Source organism: Roseateles sp. T103 (assembly GCF_057219915.1).
In genome coordinates, this window is record NZ_JBXVVS010000004.1 from 351,948 (window position 1) to 377,141 (window position 25,194).

The window sequence follows — 25,194 nt, forward strand, 5'->3', positions numbered from 1 at the left end:
TCTCAGGTCTTTCTGCCGGCCGGCGCGTTGGCCGGCGCCTCACGCGGCGGCGTCTTGATCGTGACCCGCGCGGTGAACTCGAACAGGCGCTTCTGGTCCCGACCGCTGGTTGTCAGGTTGGCCAGCTTGATCTCGACCAGATCCGGACGCTCCAGCCACTCGGAACTTCGCGAGGTGTTGCGCAGGAACTCGGACACCCGCTCCTGGGTCTGCGCGACGCCGCTGACAGTGACGGTCTTGTCCGCCTGCTTGATGCCGGTGAGGTAGACCCCTTCAGGCGTATGCCGCGACAGCTCGTTGAGCAGTTGCACCGGGGTGTTGCGATCGGTCTGCAGATCCTCGACCGCGCGCTGGCGCGATTTCAGCGCCTCGATCTCGGCGCGCAAGTTGGCAATGTCCTTGATCTGCGCCTCCAGCCGCGAGATCTCGGCGCTCAGATAGTTGTTGCGCGATCGCTGTTGGCTGGTCAGCTGCTCCAGCAGCACATAAGCAGCGCCGACGAGCAGCGCACCGACCAGCGCGGATACACCAATCCCCAGGAAGAACGCTTGCTTGCGCCGCTTGCGCTTTTCCTCGCGGTGCGGCAGCAGGTTGATCAGGATCACTGGTAGAACCTCCGCATCGCCAGTCCGCAGGCGGTCAGGTAGGCCGGTGCCTCTCGCCGCAGCTTGGACTCACGCACGGCGGGTCCAAGGGCCATGTTCTCGAAGGGGTTGACCACCATGCAGGCGAAGCCGGTCAGCTCGGTGACCCGCTCTTTCAGGCCCGGCAAGGTGGCCGTGCCTCCGGCCAGCATCACGTAATGCACCTTGTGGTGCGGCGTGCTGGTGAAGAAGTACTGCAAGGCTCGGCCGATCTCCTGCGACAGGCTGTCCACGAAGGGATGCAGCACCGCCGTCTCGTAGTCGTCGGGCAGATCATTGGCGAGCTTCTTCTGCTCGGCCTCCTCGAAGCTGAAGCCGTACTGCCGAGAAATCAGCTGCGTGAGTTGCGAGCCGCCGAAGGCCTGATCGCGGTCGTACAGCATCTCCTCGTCGCGAAGCACCTTCAGGCTCGTGGTGTCGGCACCGATCTCGAACAACGCGACCAGTGCATCCTTGCCACCTGCAGGCAGATTGGCGATCAGTCGCCCCATCGCCAGACGCGAGGCGTGGGACTCGATGTCGAGCACCATCGGATGCAGTCCAGCGGCTTCGGCGAGACCTTGACGGTCCTGCACGCGATCCTTGCGCGAGGCCGCGATCAGCACCTCCACATCGCCCACCGAGGTAGGGCTGGGGCCGATCACACAGAAATCCAGACTCACCTCGTCCAGCGAGAACGGGATGTACTGGTTAGCCTCGGCCTCGACCTGGATCTCGAGCTCTTCCTCGCGCAGCCCCGCCGGAAGCATGATGCGCTTGGTGATCACAGAAGATTGAGGCATCGCCAGAGCGACATCGCGTGTGCGGGCCCCGCTGCGCGCAACGCAGCGCCGCACCGCATCAGCCACTTCGTCGAACTTTTCGATCTGGCCGTCAGTGATCCAGCCCTTTTCGAAGGACTCCATGGCGAAACGCTCGAGCACGATTTCGCCGCCCTTCGTCTGGCTCAGTTCAACCAGCTTCACGCTGGAGGAGCTGATATCCAGACCAATCATGGGCGGATGCTTGCGACCCAGCAGTACGTCAAGTATTCCCATGACGCGAATCCTCCAACTCGCTTTTGAGGCGCCGGATATTAATAACTTACTTGAATGCTAGCAGCAAAGGTGTTGACGCTGAAAGGAAATCCGGTCACAGCAAGTAACACCGCGTTGCGAAACATACACGCATTCTGGCGCGATGAAACCCGGAAAAACAGGCGAAAAGCGCGACTGAGCCTGACTCATGGGGCTTATTGCCGACTTTCTATAATCCGCGCAGCCCGATCGGAGCCCCATGAGCGCCGCCAAGAACAAGACCGCATCCACAGCCAAGTCCGAATCCACGCCGTCTGCCGGACGCTCCCCACTGGTGCTCGTGCGTCGACTGCTCGCCTGGTCGATCGGTCTTGCCGTGGCCGCCTGTGGCGGCATCGCCCTGCTGATCGGCCTGGCACTGGCCATGGCCTACCCCAACTTGCCGGACATCAGTGGCCTGACCGACTATCGGCCCAAGCTGCCGATGCGCATCCTCACCTCGGACGCGGTGCAACTCGGCGAGTTCGGGGAGGAACGGCGCAACTACCTGCCCATCGAGCAGATCCCGCAAGTGATGCAGGACGCGGTGCTCGCCATCGAGGACGCACGCTTCTACCAGCATGGTGGCGTCGACTATCTGGGCGTGATCCGTGCCGGTCTGGCCAACGTCGCCGAGTCGCGCAGCCAAGGCGCATCGACCATCACCATGCAGGTGGCGCGCAATTTCTACCTCTCCACCGAGAAGACGCTGACGCGCAAGATCTACGAGATCCTGCTGGCGCTGAAGATCGAGAACGCGCTGCCCAAGCGCAAGATCCTCGAGATCTACATGAACCAGATCTTCCTCGGCCATCGCGCCTACGGCTTCGCCGCCGCGGCTGAGATCTATTTCGGCAAACCGCTCAAGGACATCAGCATCGCCGAGGCGGCGATGCTCGCCGGCCTGCCCAAGGCGCCGTCGGCCTACAACCCCTTCAACAACCCGCGCCGGGCCAAGATCCGCCAGCAGCACATCATCGATCGCATGCTGGACAACGGCTTCATCACCGAGGAGCAGCATGAGGCTGCCAAGGCCGAAGTGTTGCGGCTCAAGCGGGTGAACGACAACGCCATGCACGCGGAGTTCCTGGCCGAGGTCGCCCGGCAGCTGATCTTTGCCCAGTATGGCGAGGAGGCCTACACCCGTGGCCTCAACGTCTATCTGACGGTGCGCGCCAGCGACCAGACGGTGGCCTACCGTGCGCTGCGCCGCGGCATCCTCGATTACGAGCAGCGTCAGTTCTACCGCGGGCCCGAGGCTTACGTCGACCTGCCCAAGGACCCGAAGGCGCTGGACGCGCGTATTGCCGAGGCGCTGGCCGACCATCCGCCCAACGACGAACTGCTGGCAGCGGTGGTGCTCTCAGCTGACCCCAAGAAGGTCGAGGCGGTGCTGCAAAGCGGCGAGACGATCACCGTCGTCGGCGACGGTCTCAAGCCGGTGGCCAGTGGGCTGGCCGAGCGCGGCAACCCCAAGGTGCAGATTCGTCGCGGTGCGATCGTGCGCGTGGTCAAGTCCGTCAAGACCGTGCGCAAGGCCGGCAAGGAGCAGCAGGAAGAAAGCTGGACCTTGACCCAGCTTCCTGAGGTGGAAGGCGCCTTCGTCGCGCTGGACCCGCGCAACGGCGAGTTGCGCGCCCTGGTCGGCGGCTTCGACTTTGCCAAGAACAAGTTCAACCACGTCACCCAGGCCTGGCGCCAGCCGGGATCGAGCTTCAAGCCCTTCATTTACTCCGCCGCACTGGAGCGCGGCTTCGCGCCCACGACCGTGGTGAATGACTCACCGCTGTTCTTCAGCGCTGCGACGACCGGCAGCCAACCCTGGGAGCCGAAGAACTACGACGGCACGTTCGAGGGACCGATGCCGCTGCGCACCGCACTGGCCAAGTCCAAGAACATGGTCTCGATCCGCGTGCTGCAATCCATCGGTCCTGAGTATGCCCAGCAGTGGATCACCCGCTTCGGCTTCGAGGCCGACAAGCACCCGGCCTACCTGACCATGGCATTGGGCGCCGGCTCGGTGACGCCCATGCAGATGGCGCAGGGCTATGCGGTGTTCGCCAACGGCGGCTACCAGGTGACACCCCGCCTGATCGAGCGCATCACCGACCATCAGGGCCGCGTGCTGTTCCAGGCCCAGCCGGTGGTCGTCGACGAATCGCAACGCGTCATCGATGCCCGCAACGCCTTCCTGATGAGCAGCCTGCTGCAGGAGGTGACGCGCAGCGGCACCGCCGCCAAAGCGCAGGCCACGCTCAAGCGCAGCGACATCTACGGCAAGACCGGCACCACCAATGACTCGATGGACGCCTGGTTCGCCGGCTACCAGCGCGAAGCCGTGGCGGTGGTCTGGATCGGCTACGACCAGCCGCGCAAGCTGGGCAGCCGCGAGACCGGCGGCGGCCTGTCGCTGCCGGTGTGGATCGAATACATGCGTCACGCGCTGCGTGACGTCGAGGTGCACGAAATCGAGCCGCCGGAAGGCGTGGTGCAGCGCGGCGGCGATTGGTACTACGACGAATACGTCGGCGCCGACGGCGTGCGCAAGCTGAGTGACGACGCCTCGCAGGTGCCGCAAGCCGCCAGCGACGAAGAGAAGAAGAGCATCCTCGACCTGTTCAGGCGCTAGGGCTCAAGCCCACCGCGGCGCTGCGCGCCGCCCTCGGCAACAAGACGGTCAGTCCCCGGGTGTGAAGACCAGCGCCTTGCCGGCCTGCTCGCTGGCCAGCCTGGACAGCAACGCGAAGAACTCCTGGCTCTCTCGCTCCAGCCACTGGCCCTGCACATGCCGGAAGTGATAGCCACCTGCACGCGCCGCAAGCCAGATCTCCTGCAACGGTGGTTGGGTGTTGATGACGATCTTGCTGCGGTTCGGGAAGGCGAGCTCCAGCAGGCCACCGGTGCGATGCGTATCGATGTCGATCAGATCCTCGTCCAGCCAGCTGTCGATCTGCGCCTCGACGCGTGCCAGCACGGCGTGAGCCTTGGCGTGGTAATCGGCGTCGCTGAGCGGGGTGGCGGTGGGGGCGGTCATGACCGATAAACTTCCGGGGATGAAGACAAGCAACACTGGTGCGCCCATGGCGCAAGCCGCAAGTGTAGGCCCCATGACGGAGGCCGCTTCGCGCTCAGGGTCTAGCCCGGCCGCGCGCATGGCAGCCGGCCTCGCGCTGACCCTGCTTCTCAGTGCCTGCGGCCAGAAAGGCCCGCTGACGCTGCCCAATGAATCCGCTACGCCGCCTGCCGCGAAGCCGGCCGCGTCGGCCCCTGCTGCTCAAGCGCGCTGAAGCGCGGCGAGCTCAGATCCGCCCTTCGGTCACCGCGTGGCAAGCCACGCGCACGCCTTGGAATTCCTGCAGCGGCGGACGCTCGCTCTTGCAGCGCTCGTTCGCATGCGGGCAGCGCGGATGGAAGGAGCAGCCGCTCGGCGGATTGAGCGGATTCGGCACCTCGCCCTGCACCGGCGTGCGCGCGCGACCGGTCATGTGGATGTCGGGGATCGCATCCAGCAGCATGCGCGTGTACGGATGGCGCGGCGCACTGAAGAGCTGCGCCTTGTCTGCCTGCTCGACCAGCCGACCGAGGTACATCACACCCACCTGATCCGCCACATGACGTACCACCGCCAGGTTGTGCGAGATGAACAGATAGGTCAGGCCGCGCTCGCGCTGCAGGTCCTTCATGATGTTGAGCACCTGCGCCTGCACCGACACATCCAGCGCCGAGGTCGGTTCGTCGCAGACCAGGAACTCCGGCTCGGTGGCCAGTGCGCGCGCGATCGAGATGCGCTGACGCTGCCCGCCGGAGAACTGGTGGGGGAACTTCTCGCAGTCGGCCGGCGAGAGGCCCACCGACTGCAGCAGCTCGCCCACGCGCGTGCGCAGCTGCGCCGAGTCGGTGATCAGCCCATGCTCGCGTAGCGGCTCGGCAATGATGTCCTGCACCTTCCAGCGCGGGTTCAGCGAGGCATAGGGATCCTGGAAGATCATCTGCATGCGCCGACGCAGGGCCTTGGCGCCGCTGCCCTTCAACGCCACGGATGTCTGCACGCCATCGAAGGCGACCGCACCGCGCGTCGGCTCGTACAAGCCCACCAAGAGACGGGCCACAGTACTCTTGCCGCAACCGGACTCGCCGACCAGGGCCAGCGTCCTGCCCCGCTCGATGGCGAAGCTGACGCCGTCGACCGCATGCACGTACAGGCGACCCTTGCGCTCGATGACGCGATTCAGCCAGGGCGGCGAGACATCGAAGACCTTGGACAGGTCCTTCACCTCGACCAGGGGACGGGTGCCGCCACTCATTGCAGCTGCTCCTTTGATGCTTCGGGCCGGCTGCTGCGCAGCCAGCAGGCGGCGCGGGTGGCGCCAGCGTCCATCAGCTCAGGCCGCTCGCTGCGGCAGCGCTCGAAGGCCTGGGGGCAGCGCGGGTTGAAGGCGCAGCCCTGCGGGATCGCATTCAGACGCGGCATCGCGCCGTCGATCTGCAACAGGCGTTCGCGATCCTCATCCATCGCCGGGATCGAGCCCATCAGGCCGGCCGTGTAGGGATGCGCAGACCGGTGGATCACCTCGTGCACCGGCCCGATCTCGGCGATGCGGCCGGCATACATCACTGCGACGCGATCGCAGGTCTCGGCGATCACGCCCATGTCGTGCGTGACCAGCATCACTGCGGCGCCTTGCTCTCGGCACACGGACTTGAGCAGCGAGATGATCTGCGCCTGGATGGACACGTCCAAGGCCGTGGTGGGCTCGTCGGCAACGATCAGCTTTGGGCTGGCCGCCAGGGCCAGCGCGATCACGACGCGCTGGCGCATGCCACCCGAGAACTGGTGCGGATACTGGTCGATGCGCTGCTTTGCGGCTGGAATGCCGGTCTGCTCCAGCAGCTCGATCGCGCGCGCGCGCGCCTGCGCCGCGCTCATAGGCAGGTGCGTCAGGATGGTTTCGGTGAGCTGGCGCCCGATGGTGTACAGCGGATTCAGCGACGTCAGCGGGTCCTGGAAGATCGCGCCGATCTTGCGACCGCGGATCTTGCGCATCTGCTCATAAGGCAGGTTGTCGATGCGCTGGCCCTCCAGACGGATCTCGCCGCCGGCAATGCGCCCGGGCGGGTCCAGCAGGCCGATGATGGAGGCGCCGGTCAGCGACTTGCCGGCACCGGATTCACCGACGACGCCGAGGATCTCGCCGGGCGCGATGTCGAAGCTGATGTCGTCCAGCGCCAGCAAGGTGCCATGCCGGGTCGGAAATTCGACGCGCAGATGGCTGACTTCGAGCAGGGGTGCAGTCATGTCGCGACTCATCTCAGGCGAGGATTCAAGGCATCGCGCAGCCAGTCGCCCAGCAGGTTCACCGACAGCGCGATCAGCACCAGCATCACGCCGGGCCACAGCGTGATCCACCACTCGCCGGAGAAGAGGAAGTCATTGCCCACGCGGATCAGCGTGCCCAGGCTGGGGCTGGTCGGCGGCACGCCGACACCCAGGAAGGACAGCGTCGCCTCGGTGATGATGGCCGCCGCCACCTGAATGGTGGCCAGCACCAGCACCGGCCCGAGCACATTGGGCAGCACATGGCGCAGCATGATGCGGCCCGAGGACACACCGATGACTCGCGCCGCCTGCACGTACTCCTTGTTGCGCTCCACCAGCGTGGAGCCGCGCACCGTGCGCGCGTACTGCACCCAGCCGGACAGGGCGATCGCGAAGATCAGCACGGTGAAGGCCAGCGAGTCGTGCGCATCGGGGAACATGGCTCGCCCCACGCCATCGATGAGCAGCGCGATCAGGATGGACGGGAAGGACAGCATCACGTCGCAGACGCGCATGATGAAGGCGTCGATGCGGCCGCCGGCAAACCCGGCGAGCAGGCCCAGCCCGACGCCGATCAGCATCGACAGCAGGACCGAGGCCAGGCCGACGAACAGCGAGATGCGCGCGCCGTACATCAGCGCCGAGAGGATGTCGCGCCCCTGGTCGTCAGTGCCCAGCAGGTACTTGGACGAGCCGCCCTCCATCCAGGCCGGCGGCAGGCGCGAATCCATCAGCTCCAGCGAGGCCAGATCGAAAGGATTGTGCGGGGCGACGTAGCCGGCGAACAGGGCGCAGAACACGCACACGCTGGCGATCACCGCCGCCGCTATCGCCGTCGGCGACGACTTGAAGGAGTGCCAGACATCGCCGGCAAAGAAGCGCTTGAGCGCGCCGGGCGGTGCGGCGGAAGCGGTGGAAGCAGGGGAACTCATCAATGCTCCGTTGCGGCCGTGGCGGCCAGCGGCAGACCCTGTTCGACCAGCGAGGCGAACAGCGCGGCGCCAAGCGGCAGGATCTCGTCGTTGAAGTCGTAACGCGGGTTGTGCAGGCCACAGTTCGGACCCGACTCGCTGCCCTGCCCCAGGCGCAGATAGGCACCCGGCTTGGCCTGCAGCATGAAGGAAAAGTCCTCCGAGCCCATGCTGGGCGGCAGCTGCTCGTTGACCCGTTCCGCGCCGACCAAGCCCCGCGCGACCTGCGCCGCAAAGGCCGCCTCGCGGGCCGTATTGATCGTGGCCGGGTAGCTGCGCGTGTAGCGCACCGTGGCGCTGCCGCCCAGACCCAGCGCGATGGACTCGACCAGGGTGGTGAGCCGCTCCTCGAGCAGCTGCTGCACGGCAGGCTTGAAGCTGCGCACCGTACCCACCAGCGTCGCGCTGCTCGGGATCACGCTGAAGGCGCCCAGTTCGCCGGCACGCAGCGCACACAGGCTGACCACCGCCTGGTCCAAGGGCGCCACATTGCGCGAGACCAGACTCTGCACGGCGGTGATCACCTGGCCGGCCATCAGCACCGGATCGACCGCCAGATGCGGATGCGCGCCATGGCCGCCGCGGCCGTGCAGCGTGATCTCCACCTTGTCGGAAGCAGCCATCATCGCGCCGTGATTCAGCCCGATGTGGCCGGCTGGCAGCTGCGGCCAGTTGTGCATCGCATAGACGGATTCGACCGGGAAGCGCTCGAACAGGCCTTCGCGCATCATCTCGCGCGCTCCGGCATAGCCCTCTTCACCGGGCTGGAAGATCAGCACCGCAGTGCCGTCGAAATTGCGGGTGGCTGCGAGATAGCGCGCCGCACCGATCAGCATGGTGGTGTGGCCGTCATGGCCGCAGGCATGCATCAGGCCCGGCGTGGCCGAGCGCCACGGCACATCGCCCTCTTCATGCAGAGGCAGGGCATCCATATCGGCACGCAGGCCGAGCTGCCGGCCCGGCCCGCCGCGGCCGTGGATCAGCGCGACCACGCCGGTCTTGGCGATGCCGGTATGGATCTCGTCGACAGCACACAACTTCAGCGCCTCGACGACGCGCGCGGAGGTGCGGCGTTCCTCGAAGCCCAGCTCGGGCATGGTGTGCAGCTCGCGGCGAAGCGCGGTGAGCTCGCCATGCAGCTCGCCGAGGCGGCGGTAGGCGTCGGTCGACATCGCGTCAATGTCCTCCCGCCCGTCCTTCCACACGCAGGCGCGGGTCGACGGCGAAGTACAGCATGTCCACCAGCAGGTTGATGGTGACGAAGATGAAGGAGATCAGGCAGAGGTAGGCCGCCATCACAGGGATGTCGGCGAACTGCACCGCCTGGATGAACAGCAGTCCCATGCCCGGCCACTGGAACACCGTCTCGGTGATGATGGCGAAGGCAATCAGCGAACCGAGCTGCAGTCCGGTGATCGTGATCACCGGCACCAAGGTGTTCTTCAGCGCATGGCCGAAGTAGACAGCGCGGTCGCTCAGGCCGCGCGCACGGGCGAACTTGATGTAGTCGCTGCGCAGCACCTCCAGCATCTCGGCGCGCACCAGCCGCATGATCAGCGTGAGCTGGAACACCGACAGCGTGACCGCCGGCAGCAGCAGGTGCTTGAGGCCGTCCAGCGTCAGCAGCCCGGTGGTCCAGCTGCCGAGGGCGATGACATCACCGCGGCCGAAGCTGGGCAACCATTTCAACCAGACGGCGAACACCAGGATCAGCAGGATGCCGATCAGAAAGGTCGGCAGGGACACGCCCAGCAGCGACAGCGTCATCAGCAGCTGCGAGCCGAACCGGCCGCGCCGCAGCGCCGCATACACGCCCAGCGGAATGCCGACGAAGAGCGCGATCAACGCCGCGACCAGCGCCAGCTCCAGCGTGGCCGGGAAACGCTCGGCAATCAGCGTGGACACCTTGCGCCCCTGGCGCAGGCTCAGGCCGAACTCGCCCTGCACCGCATTGCCGACGAAGGTGGCGAACTGCACCGGAAATGGCGCGTCCAGGCCCAGATCCTGACGCAACTGCTGGCGCTGCTCCGGCGTTGCGTCCTGTCCCAGCAGATTGGTGACCGGGTCGCCGACATACTGGAAGAGCATGAAGGCGATGAAGGCCACGGTGAGCATCACGACGGCGGCCTGCGCCAGCCGTCTGAGTATGAATACGAGCATCTATCTGCTGCGGGTGTGCAAGGGTATCGGTCGCCAGGCCGCCGGGCCGCGGCAGGATCCGGACCCTTTTGGGGGCCGGCGTCACAAGCGCGCAATGATCCCGAATACGGCCGACACGGACAAAGGGGAAAGCCCCTAGATCACCAACCCGGACTGGCTCGATGCGCAACAGCGGCAGGCGGCTCACTCCGTCCAGGCACTTTTCGCCTGACCGTTCACGCGCAGCTCGCCATAGCAGGCCTCGCTGCGCGCGCGCGTGTTGTCGGCATCGGTCATCAAAGCCACGCCGATCAGGCGGCCCGGATCCTCTCCGTAGGCCAGTCGGTAGTCGGCGCGCAAGTCTCGCTCGAAGCGCTGCCATTGCCCCTGCTGGCCGCCACCCGAACCGACGACGATCTTGCGCACGCGGTCACTGTGCGCATTGACCACCACCGTACCTGCAGCAGCCTGCCCGTCCCACACATACATCAGCGTCGCGAACGGCGGCGGTTCGCCGCTTAGGCTCTCCATCATCTCGAAGAGCAGCCGGTTGCGCAGCGAAAGGCGTGAAGCGTCGCCATCGAAGGCCAGCACCAGGCGCGCCGGCGCATCGTCCACCTCCGGCGCCGTCACCGTGGCCTGCGGCGCAGCACCGCCCAGCCACCATTCGAATTCGACACGGTCAATCGCCGCCGCTTCGATGTCCAGCCGGCGTCGCCACAGGCTGGCGGATTGCTCCGCCCGAGCCAGCAGGCAGGCGCGACCGCCGCGTCGAGCAGCTTGGTAGTGCGTCGCACGCTTGCCCGGCAAGACCTGAGCCGACCAGCTTGCAAGTTGCTGCGCCGGAACTTGTCCGCGAGGAGGCTGGCCCTCTCGCACCGTGGAACAAGCTCCCAGCAGGACAAGCCCGAGCAGGATCAAGGAAGACCGGATACCGCGGAATGCAGGCACGAACGCAGGCATGGAGAACTGATTCAGCATCACAACGCGTGACCGATGGTCTTGCCGTCGACACCACACCGCCGGGGCGGGTAGGCAAAAAAAGAGCCGCCCTTGCGGGCGGCTCGATTGTTCCATGCCTGGCCCGCAGGACGCGGGCCGCAGCATCAGAACATGTGCTTGATGCCAGCTTCGTAGCCGGTCGCACGGGTCAGGTTGTCGGTCTTGGCGCTGCCCAGATCGACGTGCAGGCTGGTGCGCTTGCTCAGGTTGTACTGGTAGCCGATACCGTACTTGCTGGTGTCGTTGTTCGAGCCGTCCGGGTTCTTGCCGGCATAGACCAGCTTCAGCTGACCGTTGGCACCCATAGGAGCGGTAGCACCGATGGTGTAAGCCTTGGTGTCGACCGAGCCGACCTTGCTGGTCGAGTACGACACGATCGGACGGATCACGCCGAAGTTGTAGGCAGCCTGGGCCACCCAGAAGCGGGTATTCACCGCGTTGTCGCTGTCGTTGTAGCCGAAGCCCAGCTGCAGCGGACCCTGCGCGTAGGCAACATTGAAGCCAACGTTGCGGCCGACACCGGCGGCAGCACCTTCACCAGCGGCAACACCGACCTGGGCGGTAAAGCCGCTCATGTTCGGGGTCAGGTAGGTGATCATGTTGTCGCGACGGGTGTACTCGGTGCCACCGCTAGCGCCACGGGTCCAGGAAGCAGCGCCGGCGACGTTGTAGTCATAGCCCCAGGGGTCGGCAGCCAGAGCCGTGAAGAAGGCCTGGGTGTACTGACGGCCCAGACGCACTTCACCGAAGTTGCCGCTCAGGCTGACCCACGAAGAACCGTGCCACATGCCGACGGTGCCGTTTTCGGCAGTGCCCTGGTCCGGAGCCAGACGATGCTCGATCAGGAAGTTGGCCTTCATGCCGCCGCCGAGGTCTTCCGTGCCACGGAAGCCCAGACGCGAGCTGGTGCTCGAGCGCATCGTCCACACATCGCGAGCGCCCAGCACGACGGGGCTGAGGTTCAGCTGCGTCGTGCCGTTGTTGATCTTGGAAACGCCGAGGTCGATGATGCCGTAGATGGTCACCGACGATTGGGCCGAGGCAGCGCCAGCCAGCGAGCCCAGCACGGCCAGAGCGATCAGGGATTTCTTCATTGGGTGTATCTCCTAAGGTAGTTAGAGGCCCTGATCTGCAGAGTCCCCTGGCAGGAACCGATCAGGCGCAACCTCCTCAACGGAAGTTGAGTGTATTGCACCAGAGCGAACCGGGGCTGACCAGAAGCACCATGACAATTCGATGTGCTTCGTTGTCGGCAAACAACGTCCCGCAGACCATCGATTTGTGCAGCTTTGCTCTAACTTGCAGAACCGCTCCGGGCCGTCGCTCGCGCCCAATTCGGCGACGAAAACTACACTTGCAGCCATGAGTACCCCATCCACCGCAAGTCCTGCAGCAGCGCGCACCGCGTCCGTCAGGCTGTCGGCGACCGACAGGCTGCTGTGCAGCGTCGATGCCGCGCTGCGCACGCTGTCGGGCAGCCATCGGGCAAGCCGCGCCAACCCGGCCGGCAGCCAGGACCACAGCGCCTTGACCGACGAAGAGCGCCGGCTTTCTGCAGCGCTGATGCGCGTCAACCATGTCGGTGAGGTCTGCGCTCAGGCGCTCTATCAGAGCCAGGCGCTGGTCTGCCGCGACCCGGCGCTGCGCGAGCATCTCGCCCAGGCAGCGCAGGACGAGGTCGACCACCTGGCATGGACGCAGCAGCGCCTGCAGCAGCTCGACAGCCACACCAGCTTCCTGAATCCGCTGTGGTACGGCGGCGCCTTTGCGATCGGCACGCTGGCAGGACTGGCCGGCGACCGCTGGAGCCTGGGCTTCGTCGTGGAGACCGAGCGGCAGGTCGAGCAGCATCTGGCCGGCCACCTGGATCGTCTGCCCGCAGCGGACCAGCCCTCGCGGACCATCGTGGCGCAGATGCAAGCCGACGAGGTCCGCCATGCCGACGAGGCGCTGGCCGCCGGAGGCCGAGAACTCCCCGCGCCGATCAAAGGCTTGATGCGTATGGCGGCCGGCGTGATGACACGCACGGCCCACCACATCTGATCAAATCTCGACCAGTTCCACCGAGGTGCTGATCTCGGCCGTCTTGCCGAGCATGATGCTCGCCGAGCAGTACTTTTCGTGCGACAGCGCCACAGCGCGCTCCACCGCAGCAAGGTTCAGACCCTTGCCACTGACGATGAAGTGCATGTGGATCTTGGTGAAAACCTTGGGGTCGCTGTCGGCTCGCTCGGCGCTGAGCTTGAGCTGGCAACCGCGCACATCGTGGCGGCCGCGCTTGAGAATCAGCACCACGTCATAGGCAGTGCATCCGCCGGTGCCAGCCAGCACCGTCTCCATCGGCCGCGGGGCCAGGTTGTGGCCGCCGCCCTCAGGCGCGCCATCCATGGCCAGCATGTGGCCGCTGCCGGTCTGGGCGACGAAGGCCATGCCGTCCGTGCCCATCCAGTTGATCGTGCATTCCATCGCTGTCTTGTTCTCCGTCGCACGCCGGGACAAACGGCTTCCGAAACCGGCGGCAGATGCATTGTCCGCGACATTCGTCACACGCTCTGACTGGAGGGCGATACCTAAAGTTGCAGAAATGGCTACCTGAATATTGCACCGCAACATTCCTGAGGCTTACAATGCATGCACGCTGTCGACGAAACGATTGGTCGGCTCCAGACTGGGCCCGGCACCGAGTTTTCAGACGCACCGTTTGTCTCCTCCACCGCCTCCATGGTGGATTCAGCCCGAGCCCGCAAGGACTCGGGCTTTTTTTCGCGCCTTGCGCTGCTGCAAGGCTGCCGACAGGGCGGCGCCAGGGCCTCGCTTATGATGCAGCGCCGCAAATACCCGCCCTGGAGAACCGCCCAATGGCCGCCCCCGCCTCGTCGAAGCGCACCCGCCGCAGCCCCAGCAAGACAGGGCAGCCGGCGTTGATTCCGAGCGGTGACAGCTATTTGCAGCGCATCCTCAACGCTCGCGTCTACGAGGTCGCGGTCGAGACCTCGCTGGGTTCGGCGCGCAATCTCTCCAAGCGTCTGGGCAACAAGGTGCTGCTCAAGCGCGAGGACGAGCAGCCGGTGTTCAGCTTCAAGCTGCGCGGCGCCTACAACAAGATGGCCCACCTCAGCCACGAGGCCCGCGCCCGCGGCGTGATCTGCGCCTCTGCCGGCAACCACGCCCAGGGTGTCGCGCTGTCGGCCAAGAAACTGGGCTGCCGCGCCGTCATCGTGATGCCGGTGACCACGCCCAAGGTGAAGATCGATGCAGTGCAGGCCCTCGGCGGCGAGGTTGTGCTGCACGGCGACAGCTTCAGCGACGCCTATGGGCGCGCCCTGGAGCTGGAACGCGAGCAGGGCCTGACCTTCGTCCATCCCTTTGACGACCCGGACGTCATCGCCGGCCAGGGCACCATCGCCATGGAGCTGCTGCGCCAGCATCCCGGACCGATCGACGCGGTCTTCGTCGCCATCGGCGGCGGCGGCCTGATCGCCGGCGTGGCGGCCTACATCAAGGCGCTGCGCCCCGAGATCAAGGTGATCGGCGTGCAGACCCAGGATTCCGACGCGATGGCCCGTTCGGTGAAGGCCGGCAAGCGCGTGCAGCTGCACGACGTGGGCCTGTTCTCCGACGGCACCGCGGTCAAGCTGGTCGGCGAGGAAACCTTCCGCATCGCCCGCGAGCTGGTCGACGACTACGTGCTCGTCGATACCGACCAGGTCTGCGCCGCGATCAAGGACATCTTCGAAGACACCCGCTCCATCATGGAGCCGGCCGGCGCGCTGGGCGTGGCGGCGATCAAGCAGTACGTCGCCAAGACCGGCGCCAAGGGCCAGACCCTGGTGGCGATCACCTGCGGCGCGAACATGAATTTCGACCGCCTGCGCTTCGTCGCCGAGCGTGCCGAGGTCGGCGAGGCCCGCGAGGCGCTGTTCGCCGTGACCATCCCCGAGGAGCGCGGCAGCTTCAAGCGCTTCTGCGAGCTGCTCGGTCCGCGCAGCGTCACCGAGTTCAACTACCGCATCTCGGACGCCAACGCGGCGCACATCTTCGTCGGCGTGTCGATCGCAAAGCGGGAAGAAGCCGACAGGTTGGCCAGAAGCTTCGTCAAGCACGGCTTCCCCACCGTGGACCTGAGCAACGACGAGCTGGCCAAACAGCATGTGCGGCACATGGTCGGCGGGCGCAGCGAGTTGGCCAAGGACGAGCGCCTGTTCCGCTTCATCTTCCCCGAGCGGCCCGGCGCGCTGATGCGCTTCCTCTCCAGCATGCATCCGGACTGGAACATCAGCCTGTTCCACTACCGCAACCAGGGCGCGGACTACGGCCGTATCCTCGTCGGCATCCAGGTGCCGCGCGGCGACCGGGCGGCGCTCAAGGCCTTCCTCGCCGGACTGAACTACCCCTTCGAGGACGAGACCCACAACCCCGTCTACCGCCTGTTCCTGCGCTAAGCCGCGCTGACCCGGATCTGCGGGCTTGCCGCCGCCGAGCGGCACCCGCAACAATCGGCGACCCGAATGCACAACGCCCCATGCCGATCCACCAGTCGCTGATCTCGCCCACCGCCAACGCCCAGCTGGAGCGGGCCTTGCGCGAGCGCCTGGACCGTCGAGCCGCGATCAGCGGCAGCATGGGCGAGCTCGAACCGCTCGCCGTGCGCCTGGGTCTGGTGCAGAACACGTTGACACCGCGCTTCAAGGAACCGACGCTGGCGCTCTTCGCTGCCGACCACGGCCTGGCCGTCGAAGGCATACGCCTGCTGCACGGCCACACCACGCGCCAGCAGGCTCAGCTGGCGCTGCAGCACCGCTTGCCCGCAGCGGTGTTCGCGCGCCTGCATGGCCTGCATTTCAGTGTGGTCGACTGCGGCATGGCCGAGCAGCTGTCAGCCCATCCGCAGCTGCACGCGCGCAAGATCGCCCACGGCACGCGCAACGCGCGCCTGGGCATGGCGATGACGTTGGAGCAGGCCCATGCCGGCGTGCGCGTGGGCATGGAGATCGCCGACAGCTTCGAGGGCAATGCGCTGGCTTGTGCCGGCCTGGGCCAGGGCTCGGAAGAAAGCGCCGCACTGGTGCTGGCCCGGCTGGGTCAGGTGCCGGTGGGCAACTTCATCGACCCCGATCCCAGCCGGCCGGCCGACGAAGTCACCCGGCTGCTGACCATGCTGCAGAACACGCTGACCCGCCACCGCGATGTCAGCGAACCGTTGGAAGTGCTTGCAGCCCTGGGCGGCTTTGAGCTCGCCGTGATGGTCGGCGCGATGCTGGTGGCGGCCAGCAAGCGCAGCCTGATCATCGTCGACGGCATCGCGGCCTGCGCGGCGCTGAAGATCGCCGCCAGCATCGCGCCGCCGGTGACCGACTACGCGGTGTTCTGCCGCAGCCATGCAGGCCACGGCCTGGACGAGGCGATGGCACTGTTCCGCGCCTCGGCGCTGCTGGAGCTGGGCATGCACAGCAGCGATGGCTGCGGCGCGGCGCTGGCCTGGCCGCTGATCCGCAGCGCCGCCGCCCTGCTAAGCGAGCTGCACGAGCCCGCCGAAGCACCGCACCACGCCAGCTCGGGCTCCGAGCTGCCGGTGCTGACGCAGACGATCAACGGACCGCTGTCACGCCCCTGAGCGGCCAGCCGGCTTCAGCGATCGGCAGGCTGTCCCGCGGGCTGCGGCAACGGTGCCGGCGGCAACAGGTTTTCCGTGGGCAGCTGCGGCAGCGGCGGCGCCTGTGGCGGCACCGGGCTGGTCAGCGACTGCAGCGTACCGGTGGCGGCCGGCGGCGGCGCCTCGAGCTGCAGCCGCAGCGTCAGCACATCGCCACGCCCCAGCGTCGCCGAGCGGGCATCCACCGAGAGCAGGCGCAGCTCGCCCTCCACCGCGGCGCCCACACGCACGGCGCGCGGCAGCCCGCCATCGATTGCGATCAGCGCCACGCCCTCCTGCTGTTGTGCGGCCAGACCGCTCTTCGGCGCCACCACGCCCAACAGCCGGAAGCGCGCATCCTGCGGCAGCTCGTCGCTGACGGAGCTCTGCACCGGCTGCGCCGAGCGTCCGAGCAGTCGCGACAGGTCGGCCACCGGCGACGCGAGTTCGGCCACCGCGACAGCCTGCGCCGGCACCGGCAAGGGGCGCGTAAACAGGCGCAGCCCCCAGTAGGCCGCGCTGGCGGCAAGCAGGGCCCAGACAAGCAGGGTGAGCAATCGGACAGGCATGCGGCGATTATGATTCAGCCCACCCCGACCAAGCCCTGCGCCTGCCCACCAATGCGAACCCAATTGCTGCGCCGTCCTCGCTCCGCCGTCACCGGCTTCACGCTGATCGAGCTGCTGGTCGTGCTGGTCATCATCGGCGTCCTCGCGGCGCTGGTGGTGCCCAATGTGCTCAATCGGGCCGACGATGCCCGCGTCACCGCCGCGCGCACCGACGTCAACAACCTGATGCAGGCGCTGAAGCTCTACAAGCTCGACAACCAGCGCTTCCCGACGCGCGAGCAGGGGCTGGAAGCGCTGCTGCGCAAGCCCACGACCGGCCCGCAGCCGATGAACTGGAAGCCGTACATCGAGAAGCTGCCCAACGACCCCTGGGGCCGCCCCTATCTGTACGAGCAACCGGGCGTGAAGGGTGAGGTCGATGTCTACAGCCTCGGCGCCGACGGCCAACCCGGCGGCGAAGGCAATGACGCCGACATCGGCTCCTGGCAGTAAGACCCGTCGGGCCGACGCCACCGCTGCACGCGGCTTCACGCTGATCGAGCTGCTGGTGGTCGTGGCGCTGCTGGCCATTGCTTCGGCCACCATCGCCCTGGCCTTGCGCGATTCCGCCGCGACGCAGCTGGAGCGCGAAGGCGAGCGACTGGCCGCACTGTTCGAGACCGCACGTGCCGAGGCGCGCGTCAGCGGCCTGCCGGTTGCGTGGATGCCGGTGCGCGATGCCTCGGGCGAGCAGTTCCGCTTCACCGGCCTGCCGCCGGGCGTGCAGCTGCCGCGCCGCTGGCTGGGTGAAGCGCCGGTGGTCGAGATTGCCGGCAGCACCGGCTCGATTCGCCTCGGCCCCGAGCCGCTGATCGGTGCGCAACAGCTGCGCCTGCGCCTGGGCGAGCGTCGCGTGCTGCTCAGCACCGATGGCCTGGCCCCCTTCCAGCTGCGCAGCGACGATGCGGAGGTGGCGCGTTGAGCCGCCCGCCTGCTGCCGCGAGCACCGGCTTCACGCTGATCGAGGTGCTGGTGGCACTGGCCATCGTCGCGATCACGCTGGCAGCGGGCGTCAAGGCTGCAGGCGCGCTCACCGCCAATGCCGAGCGGCTGGACCAGACGCTGGCGGCCCAGTGGTGCGCCGAGAACCAGCTCACCGAGCTGCGCCTGAGCCGACAGTTCCCCTCCATCGGCGACAGCGACTTCGTCTGCCAACAATTGGGGCGCGACTACATGGGCCGGCTGGTGGTGCGGCCCACGCCCAACCCGAACTTCCGCCGCGTCGATGCGCAGATCGCCACGCCCGAGGCGGTGCCGCTGCTGAGCATCTCCACCATCGTCGGGCGGTACTGAAGATGTCGTGCCGAACACGCTCAACGGGTTTCACGCTGGTCGAGGTGCTGGTCGCGCTGGCGCTGATGGCGGCGATGACCACCATCGCCTGGCGCGGCATCGACGGCATGCTGCGCAGCCGCGAGATCAGCCAGCAGCGCCTGCTCGGCACTGAGCGGCTGCAGACGGTGCTGTCGCAATGGGAAACCGACCTGCGCCAGCTGCAGGACAGCGGCCTGGTCGAGCCGCTGGCCTTCGATGGTGCCAGCCTGCTGCTCACCCGTCGCCAGGCGGACGGCCTGCAGGTGGTGATGTGGAGTCTGCGCAATGGTCGGCTGCAGCGTTGGGAGTCGCCGGTGCTGAACACCCGCTCGGCGCTGAGCGAGGCCTATGCGATGAGCCGGCAGGCGCTGGCCCAGGACCAGCGGCAGCTGCTCGTGCTCGAAGGCCTGGCGTCCTGGCAGCTCTACTACTACCGCAACAACAGCTGGAGCAATGCGCAGTCCAGTGGCGACGAGCAGGCCGACGCCGGCACGGCGCCGCCCGCACCGGGCTCGCCCGCCTCGGCACCGCGCCGCGCGCTGCCCTCCGGCGTGCGCCTGCTGCTGGAGTTCGCCCCCGGCAGCGAGCTGCAAGGCCGGCTGACACGGCAGATCGAGCTGGAGCAGCCCTGATGAAGCGCGCAGGACTTCAGCAGGGCGCAGCGCTGCTCACCGCGATGCTCATCGTCACGCTGGTGGCCAGTCTCAGCGCCGCCATGGTCTGGCGTCAGCACCGCGCGGTGCAGATCGAAGCGGCCGAGCGCGCACGCGCGCAGGGCGCGTGGATCCTGCAGGGCGCGCTCGACTGGGCGCGGCTGATCCTGCGCGAGGACGCCCGCGCCAAGCGCAACGAGCCTGTCGATCATCTGGGCGAGGTCTGGGCGGTGCCGCTGGCCGAGGCCAGACTCTCGACCTTTCTCGCCGCGGAGGCGGGCAGCGGCGTCTCGGCGGCCGACGACGGCCCCGAGGCCTTTCTCTCCGGCGCGATCGAGGATGCGCAGTCGCGCTACAACCTGCGCAACCTGATCGCCGCCGGCGAAGGCGCCGCCCGCGAGCGTGCCACGCTGGCGCAGCTGTGCGAGAGCGCCGGCATAGGCGCGCACAACGTCGCGCTGATCGCCGATGGCCTGCGCGCCGCCTACGCAAGCCAGGGCGACGGCAGCGGCGCGCCGCTGCGCCCGCACAGCCTCGCGCAGCTGCGCTGGCTGGGCCTGCAGCCCGAGACGGTGGGGCGCCTGCAGCCCCTCGTGACACTGCTGCCCAGGCCCACGCCACTGAACCTCAACACCGCGCCACGCGAGGTGATCGCCGCGGTGCTGGGTGTCGATCTGGCGTCGGCCGAGGCCATCGTGCAACGGCGCCGCAGCCAGCCCTTCAAGAGCATCGAGACCGTGGGGGCGCTACTGCCGCAGGGCACGCCGCTGGAAAACCAGCGCGTCGCGGTGGACTCGTCCTACTTCTTCGTCAACGCGCGCCTGCGGCTGGACGAACGCGTGCAGGAAGAACGCGCCCTGATCTGGCGGGAAGACCTGAACATCCGACTGGTGCAGCGCGAGCGCGTCAACCTGTCGCCGGGGCGAAACTGATCGCGACAAACCAGGATGGCGCCTGCCGCAGCAGCGCCACACACTGTGCCTAGAATCGACCGCCCATGACCACCCTGATCCTGCTCCTGCCGCAGCGCAAGCGCCTCGGTTCGCCGGGCCGCGACGCCGAAGACGCCGCGGCAGGCAGCGCTGCTGCCGACTACGACTATCTGCTCAGCCAGGACGGGCAACAGCTCAGCGCTCAGGGCCGCTGCGCGATCGGCAGCCTGCCCAAGGCCGACCGCGTGCTGCTGATGCCCGCCGACGCCGACATCGCCTGGTTCCGCATCACGCTGCCGCGCGCCGGCCGGCAGATGCGCGAGGCCCTGTCGGGGCTGCTGGAGGAACAGCTGCTCGAGGATCCGCAGCAGCTCGCGTTCGCGGTGGAGCCCGGCGCGTCCGGCGGCCAGCAGGCCTGGGTCGCCGTCTTCGCGAAGTCCCTGCTGCTGCCGCCGCTCGCGGCGCTGGAGCAGGCCGGCATCCATGTGGAACGCGTGCTGCCGCTGGGCCCACCCGATGGCTCGATCAGCGGCCATGTGCAGGGCCATGAAGAGGCGCCCCTCCTGCGTCTGAGCACAACACAGGGCGTGAGCATGCTGCCGCTGGCCGGCAGCCTGGCGCGCGCCCTGCTGCCCTCCGAGCCCTGCCGCTACAGCGCAGAGCCCGCACTCGTCGCGGCGGCAGAGCGCTGGCTGGGCGGCGCAGTCGCGCCGCTGACCCGGGCCGAGCGAGCGCTGGCGGCGCTGGGCACCGACTGGGAGCTGCGCCAATTCGAGCTGGCGCCGCGTGCCCGCGGCCTGCAGCGCCTGGGTCAGGCCTGGCGCTCACTGCAGGCGCCGGCCTGGCGGCCGCTGCGCTGGGGCGTCGCGGCCCTGCTGGGCGTGCAGTTGCTGGGGCTGAATCTGGTGGCCTGGCAGCAGCGTCGCAGTGTCGAAGCGCAGCGCGCCGCGATCGTGCAGACGGTGCGCGAGGCCCATCCGCAGCTGCGCGCCCTGCTCGATGCACCACTGCAGATGCGCCGCGAAACGGAGCTGCTGCGCGCCCAGGCCGGCCAGCCCGGAGAACAGGATCTCGAGACCTTGCTCGCCGCCGCGGCACGCGCCTGGCCAGCCGAGCGCGCGCCGGCCGACAGCCTGCGCTTCGAAACCGGCCTGCTCACCCTGCCGCTGCAGGGCTGGGCGCCGCAGCAGATCGAACAGTTCCGCGCAGCCCTGCAAGCTGAGGGCTGGCGGCTCGACAACGCAGAGGGCCGCGCCAGCATCAGCCGCGCGAGCCGACGCTAGGCATTCACGATGACGGCCCCGAAGAAGAGATCCGACGCCGGCGCGACGCGCCAGCAGCTCGACGCCATCAGCGCCGGCGTGCGCGCACGCTGGCAGGGCTTCAACCCTCGCGAACGCCTGAGTCTGCTGCTGGCTGCGGCAGCCCTGCTGGCACTGCTGCTCTGGACGGTGCTGCTGGCCCCCGCGCTGCGCACGCTGCAGCAGGCACCGGCTCAGCTGGCCCAGCTGGATGCGCAGCTGCAGGAGATGCGCCGCCTGGCCGAGGAGAGCCGGGCCCTGCGCGCGCAGCCGCAGGTCCCGGCCGCCCAGGCGATGCAAGCGCTGCAGGCAGCCAGCGAACGTCTCGGTGAAGCGTCCGGCCTCACCATCACCGGCGAGCGCGCGGTGCTCAAGCTCAACCATGTCGCGCCCGAGGCTCTGCAGGCCTGGCTGGTCGAGGTGCGCAGCGTCGCGCGCGCCCGGCCGGTGGAGGCCACGCTGCAGCGCGGCAGCGACGGAACCTACAGCGGCAGCATCGTGCTGGCGCTGGCGGGCGCAAGCACATGAGGCAGCTCGGCACACCGGGCCGCCAGCCGGGCAGGCGCGCATTCGGCCGCGGCGGCGCGGTCCCGGCGCAGCAGCGCACGCGGCGCTGGGCGGTGGCTGGCGCCCTGCTCGGCGGCAGCGCTGCGCTGCTGGCTTTCGCGCCGGCCAGCTGGCTGGCGCATGGCCTGTCCAGCGCCACCCGAGGCCATGTGCTGCTGGCCGAGACGCAGGGCAGCATCTGGTCGGGCAGCGGCGTGCTGGTGCTGGCCGGCGGGGCAGACAGCCGCGACGCAGCGCGCCTGCCGGACCGGCTGACCTGGCAGCTGCGTCCGCGCTGGGACGGCCTGATCGTCGAGATGCGTCAGCCCTGCTGCATCCCGGACGCGCTGCGCCTTGACCTGCGACCGGGACTGGGCCGATTGACGATCGCGCTCAACGACGCAGCTGCGGCTGCCGACGGCGCCCTGCAGGGGCGCTGGCCCGCCGCGCTGCTTGCCGGCCTGGGCACCCCCTGGAACACGCTGCAACCCAGCGGCAGCCTGCGGCTGAGCAGCGAAGGCTTCGCGCTGGCATGGGCACAGGGGCGCTGGCGACTGGCCGGCCGGCTGCAACTGGAGCTGCTGGACCTGGGCACACGGCTGGCCCCCATCGCACCGCTGGGCAGCTATAGGCTCACGCTGCAGACGCCACCCGGACAGGAGGGCGTGCCGGCCCTGCAGCTGCAGACCCTCGCCGGCGTGCTGCAGCTCAGCGGCCAGGGTAGCCTGGCAGCGGGCCGGGCGCGCTTCACCGGCGTGGCGCAGGCCGCGCCGCAGCAGCAGGCCGGACTGGACAATCTGCTGAACATCATCGGCCGCCGCGACGGCAGCCGCTCACTTATCTCGATTGGATGAGCATGCGCAACCGCCTCCTCCGCCCTTGGCCGGTCCTGGCCGGCTCCACCCTGGCACTGGCCGTGGCGCTGGGCCAGACCGTCCACGCCCAGCCCGCCTCCGCGAAGAAGCCCGCGCTGAAGGCGCAGACGCCGGTGACGCTGAACTTCGTCAATGCCGACATCGAGGCGGTCAGCCGCGCGATCGGCGCGATGCTGGGGCGGCAGATCCTCGTCGACCCGCGCGTCAAGGGCACGATGACGCTCTACAGCGAGCAGGCGCTGCCGGTGCAGGAGGCCTATCTGAGCTATCTGGCCGCGCTGCGCGGCCTGGGTTTCACCGTCGTCGACGCCGCCGGCCTGCTCAAGCTGGTCCCCGAGGCCGACGCCAAGCTGCAGACCGGCGCAGTGGAGGTGGGCAGCAGCAAGCAGCGCGGCGACCAGATCCTCACGCAGATCTACAAGCTCAACCACGAGAACGCCAACAACCTGGTGGCCGTGCTGCGTCCGCTGATCAGCCCCAACAACACCATCAACGCCAACCCGGGCAACAACAGCCTGGTGATCACCGACTACGCCGAGAACCTGCAGCGCATCGGCCGCATCGTCGCGGCGATGGATCAGCCCGCGGCCACCGATATCGAGATCGTCACGCTCAAGCATGCGGTGGCCTCCGACATCGCGGCGCTGGTGCAGCGCCTCGGCGACGGCGGCGCTGCCGCTGCCGCGGTGCCCGGTCAGGCCGGTACGAGTGGCCTAAGCGTGCTGGCCGACCCGCGTAGCAACTCGCTGATCCTGCGCGCCGCCAACCCGGCCAAGCTGGCTGCAACGCGCGCCATCATTGACAAGCTCGACCAGCCGCTCTCCGGCGCAGCAGCCAACGCCAATATCCGTGTCGTGCATCTGAAGAATGCCGACGCGACCAAGCTCGCCACCGTGCTGCGCGCTGCCTTCGGGGCCGGCGGCGGATCTGGCGGCACGGGCGCAAGCACGGGCAGCAGTCTGGGCGGCACAGGCAGCAGCAGCGCATTCGGCGCGGTCAGCACCGGCGCCAGCACCGGCATCGGCACCGGCATCGGCACCGGCAGCAGCGTCGCCGGCGGCACTGGCGCCTCCACCGCGGCGACCACACCGGTGGCCGCCTCGGCCCAGCCCTCCACCGGCGGCTTCATCCAGGCCGACCCGTCGACCAATTCGCTGATCATCACCGCACCCGAGCCGCTGTACCGCCAGGTGCGCGCGGTGATCGACCAGCTCGACGGACGCCGCGCCCAGGTCTATGTGGAATCGCTGATCGTCAAGGTCGATGCCAGCAAGGCCGCGCAGTTCGGCGTGCAGTGGCAGAGCGTGTTCGGCAACAAGGGCGACCGCACGATCTCGGGCATAGGCACCAACTTCGGCTCCGGCACCTCGAACATCGTCAACCTCTCGGCGGCGACCGCCAGCGGCCTGGACGGCATCAGCAGCGCCGTCTCCAGCGGCGTCAGCGCCGGCCTGAACGTCGGCGTGCTGAAGAAGATCGGCGAGTTCTACACCCTGGGTGCGCTGGCCAATCTGCTCGAGTCCGATGCCGGCACGAATGTGCTGTCGACACCCAATCTGATCGCGCTGGACAACGAGGAAGCCAAGATCGTCATCGGCCAGAACGTGCCCTTCGTGACCGGCTCCTTCACCAATACCGGCACCGGCTCTTCATCGGTGAATCCGTTCCAGACGATCGAGCGCAAGGACGTCGGCCTGACCCTGCGCATCAAGAGCCAGATCGGCGAGGGCGGCACGGTGCGCATGACCATCTACCAGGAGAACTCCTCGGTCGTCGCACGAACCAGCAACAGCACCTCCGGTCCCACCACCGACAAGAGCTCGATCGAAACGACGGTGGTGGCCGACGACGGGCAGATCGTCGTGCTCGGCGGCCTGCTCAAGGACGAGTACGCCGACGGCGAGGACCGCGTGCCCGGCCTGGCCAGCATCCCGGTGCTGGGCCATCTGTTCAAGTCGGAGAACCGCAAGCGCATCAAGACCAATCTGATGGTCTTCCTGCGACCGGTGGTGCTGCGCGACCAGCCCAGCGCCGACCAGGTGACGCTGGACCGCTACGAGGTGATCCGCGCCGCGCAGCAGGCCACGCAGCCCAAGAAGAGCATCGTGCTGCCGGAGACCGGCGCGCCGCTGATTCCTGCCGCACCCGGCTCCGCGGCGAGCCAGGCTGGCGCCGACGTGCCGGCAGGCAAGGGCAACTGAGGCC

26 protein-coding genes are annotated in these 25,194 nt (G+C 67.9%); 14 read left to right on the plus strand and 12 right to left on the minus strand.

All coding sequences use genetic code 11. The features are described 5' to 3' along the window. Positions 1–2: 2 nt before the first annotated feature. Together AC2EBS_RS14110 and AC2EBS_RS14115 are read right to left on the minus strand one after the other, a co-directional pair. Complete coding sequence (locus tag AC2EBS_RS14110; RefSeq protein ID WP_484729052.1) at positions 3–605, minus strand: PilN domain-containing protein; 603 nt, start codon at positions 603–605, stop codon at positions 3–5. After that, positions 602–1,681 (minus strand): pilus assembly protein PilM, encoded by a 1,080-nt coding sequence (locus AC2EBS_RS14115; RefSeq protein ID WP_484729053.1) that lies wholly within the window; start codon positions 1,679–1,681, stop codon positions 602–604. Before AC2EBS_RS14115 ends, AC2EBS_RS14110 begins: the two co-directional genes overlap by 4 nt. Positions 1,682–1,919: 238 nt before the next feature. On the opposite strand from AC2EBS_RS14115, the gene AC2EBS_RS14120 reads away from it, so the two are divergent. Further along, complete coding sequence (locus tag AC2EBS_RS14120) at positions 1,920–4,328, plus strand: penicillin-binding protein 1A (RefSeq protein ID WP_484729054.1); 2,409 nt, start codon at positions 1,920–1,922, stop codon at positions 4,326–4,328. A gap of 48 nt (positions 4,329–4,376) precedes the next feature. Here AC2EBS_RS14120 and cyaY read toward each other — a convergent pair whose 3' ends face one another. After that, on the minus strand, positions 4,377–4,733 hold the full coding sequence (gene cyaY / locus AC2EBS_RS14125; protein ID WP_484729055.1) for an iron donor protein CyaY: 357 nt from the start codon (positions 4,731–4,733) through the stop codon (positions 4,377–4,379). Positions 4,734–4,851: 118 nt separating this feature from the next. Between cyaY and lptM the strand changes: the two genes are divergently transcribed. After that, on the plus strand, positions 4,852–4,986 hold the full coding sequence (gene lptM / locus AC2EBS_RS14130) for an LPS translocon maturation chaperone LptM (protein ID WP_484729056.1): 135 nt from the start codon (positions 4,852–4,854) through the stop codon (positions 4,984–4,986). A 12-nt stretch (positions 4,987–4,998) separates the two neighbouring features. Here the strand turns inward: lptM and AC2EBS_RS14135 are convergent, their stop codons facing one another. The 7 genes from AC2EBS_RS14135 to AC2EBS_RS14165 all read right to left on the minus strand — a co-directional run bounded on the left by AC2EBS_RS14135 (position 4,999) and on the right by AC2EBS_RS14165 (position 12,222). Then, positions 4,999–6,003: an ABC transporter ATP-binding protein gene (locus tag AC2EBS_RS14135; RefSeq protein ID WP_484729057.1), complete on the minus strand. Its 1,005-nt coding sequence runs from the start codon at positions 6,001–6,003 to the stop codon at positions 4,999–5,001. Next, positions 6,000–6,995, minus strand: coding sequence for an ABC transporter ATP-binding protein (locus AC2EBS_RS14140; RefSeq protein WP_484729058.1), 996 nt, complete (start codon positions 6,993–6,995; stop codon positions 6,000–6,002). The genes AC2EBS_RS14135 and AC2EBS_RS14140 overlap by 4 nt, the downstream gene beginning before the upstream one ends. Before the next feature lie 8 nt (positions 6,996–7,003). Beyond that, the gene (locus AC2EBS_RS14145; RefSeq protein WP_484729059.1) at positions 7,004–7,948 is read right to left on the minus strand and encodes an ABC transporter permease; all 945 of its coding nucleotides are present in this window, start codon (positions 7,946–7,948) and stop codon (positions 7,004–7,006) included. Continuing rightward, entirely contained in the window at positions 7,948–9,159 is a 1,212-nt protein-coding gene (locus AC2EBS_RS14150) for a M20 aminoacylase family protein (protein ID WP_484729060.1), read from the minus strand. The genes AC2EBS_RS14145 and AC2EBS_RS14150 overlap by 1 nt, the downstream gene beginning before the upstream one ends. Positions 9,160–9,163: 4 nt before the next feature. Continuing rightward, the gene (locus tag AC2EBS_RS14155) at positions 9,164–10,147 is read right to left on the minus strand and encodes an ABC transporter permease (protein ID WP_484729061.1); all 984 of its coding nucleotides are present in this window, start codon (positions 10,145–10,147) and stop codon (positions 9,164–9,166) included. A 183-nt stretch (positions 10,148–10,330) separates the two neighbouring features. After that, positions 10,331–11,203 carry a DUF3047 domain-containing protein gene (locus AC2EBS_RS14160; RefSeq protein ID WP_484729062.1) on the minus strand — a complete coding sequence of 291 codons (873 nt, stop codon included), beginning with the start codon at positions 11,201–11,203 and terminating at the stop codon, positions 10,331–10,333. Positions 11,204–11,232: 29 nt separating this feature from the next. Continuing rightward, positions 11,233–12,222 (minus strand): porin, encoded by a 990-nt coding sequence (locus tag AC2EBS_RS14165; RefSeq protein WP_484729063.1) that lies wholly within the window; start codon positions 12,220–12,222, stop codon positions 11,233–11,235. A 268-nt stretch (positions 12,223–12,490) separates the two neighbouring features. On the opposite strand from AC2EBS_RS14165, the gene coq7 reads away from it, so the two are divergent. Beyond that, entirely contained in the window at positions 12,491–13,171 is a 681-nt protein-coding gene (gene coq7, locus AC2EBS_RS14170) for a 2-polyprenyl-3-methyl-6-methoxy-1,4-benzoquinone monooxygenase (RefSeq protein ID WP_484729064.1), read from the plus strand. Here coq7 and AC2EBS_RS14175 read toward each other — a convergent pair whose 3' ends face one another. Next, a complete protein-coding gene (locus AC2EBS_RS14175) occupies positions 13,172–13,594 on the minus strand; it encodes an OsmC family protein (RefSeq protein ID WP_484729065.1) in 423 nt (140 codons plus the stop codon). Positions 13,595–13,986: 392 nt separating this feature from the next. Here AC2EBS_RS14175 and ilvA point away from each other — a divergent pair, with 392 nt between their 5' ends. Both ilvA and AC2EBS_RS14185 read left to right on the plus strand, forming a co-directional pair. After that, positions 13,987–15,570 carry a threonine ammonia-lyase, biosynthetic gene (gene ilvA, locus AC2EBS_RS14180; RefSeq protein WP_484729066.1) on the plus strand — a complete coding sequence of 528 codons (1,584 nt, stop codon included), beginning with the start codon at positions 13,987–13,989 and terminating at the stop codon, positions 15,568–15,570. A gap of 80 nt (positions 15,571–15,650) precedes the next feature. Further along, positions 15,651–16,742, plus strand: a complete 1,092-nt coding sequence (locus AC2EBS_RS14185; protein ID WP_484729067.1) for a nicotinate-nucleotide--dimethylbenzimidazole phosphoribosyltransferase — start codon at positions 15,651–15,653, stop codon at positions 16,740–16,742. 14 nt (positions 16,743–16,756) lie between these two features. Here AC2EBS_RS14185 and AC2EBS_RS14190 read toward each other — a convergent pair whose 3' ends face one another. After that, positions 16,757–17,329 (minus strand): hypothetical protein, encoded by a 573-nt coding sequence (locus AC2EBS_RS14190; protein WP_484729068.1) that lies wholly within the window; start codon positions 17,327–17,329, stop codon positions 16,757–16,759. Positions 17,330–17,380: 51 nt separating this feature from the next. Between AC2EBS_RS14190 and gspG the strand changes: the two genes are divergently transcribed. The 9 genes from gspG (at position 17,381) to gspD (ending at position 25,190) form a co-directional block, all read left to right on the plus strand. Next, positions 17,381–17,821 (plus strand): type II secretion system major pseudopilin GspG, encoded by a 441-nt coding sequence (gene gspG, locus AC2EBS_RS14195; RefSeq protein WP_484729069.1) that lies wholly within the window; start codon positions 17,381–17,383, stop codon positions 17,819–17,821. Beyond that, the gene (locus AC2EBS_RS14200; protein ID WP_484729070.1) at positions 17,793–18,290 is read left to right on the plus strand and encodes a pilus assembly FimT family protein; all 498 of its coding nucleotides are present in this window, start codon (positions 17,793–17,795) and stop codon (positions 18,288–18,290) included. The genes gspG and AC2EBS_RS14200 overlap by 29 nt, the downstream gene beginning before the upstream one ends. Next, entirely contained in the window at positions 18,287–18,661 is a 375-nt protein-coding gene (gene gspI / locus AC2EBS_RS14205; RefSeq protein ID WP_484729071.1) for a type II secretion system minor pseudopilin GspI, read from the plus strand. The genes AC2EBS_RS14200 and gspI overlap by 4 nt, the downstream gene beginning before the upstream one ends. A gap of 2 nt (positions 18,662–18,663) precedes the next feature. Next, positions 18,664–19,314: a PulJ/GspJ family protein gene (locus tag AC2EBS_RS14210; protein WP_484729072.1), complete on the plus strand. Its 651-nt coding sequence runs from the start codon at positions 18,664–18,666 to the stop codon at positions 19,312–19,314. Next, a complete protein-coding gene (gene gspK, locus AC2EBS_RS14215) occupies positions 19,314–20,267 on the plus strand; it encodes a type II secretion system minor pseudopilin GspK (protein ID WP_484729073.1) in 954 nt (317 codons plus the stop codon). Before AC2EBS_RS14210 ends, gspK begins: the two co-directional genes overlap by 1 nt. Positions 20,268–20,332: 65 nt before the next feature. Beyond that, entirely contained in the window at positions 20,333–21,550 is a 1,218-nt protein-coding gene (gene gspL / locus AC2EBS_RS14220; RefSeq protein WP_484729074.1) for a type II secretion system protein GspL, read from the plus strand. A 9-nt stretch (positions 21,551–21,559) separates the two neighbouring features. Beyond that, positions 21,560–22,096, plus strand: a complete 537-nt coding sequence (gene gspM / locus AC2EBS_RS14225; RefSeq protein WP_484729075.1) for a type II secretion system protein GspM — start codon at positions 21,560–21,562, stop codon at positions 22,094–22,096. Further along, positions 22,093–22,968, plus strand: a complete 876-nt coding sequence (gene gspN / locus AC2EBS_RS14230; RefSeq protein ID WP_484729076.1) for a type II secretion system protein N — start codon at positions 22,093–22,095, stop codon at positions 22,966–22,968. Before gspM ends, gspN begins: the two co-directional genes overlap by 4 nt. Positions 22,969–22,970: 2 nt before the next feature. After that, the gene (gene gspD / locus AC2EBS_RS14235) at positions 22,971–25,190 is read left to right on the plus strand and encodes a type II secretion system secretin GspD (protein WP_484729077.1); all 2,220 of its coding nucleotides are present in this window, start codon (positions 22,971–22,973) and stop codon (positions 25,188–25,190) included. The last annotated feature ends 4 nt before the right edge of the window (positions 25,191–25,194 follow it).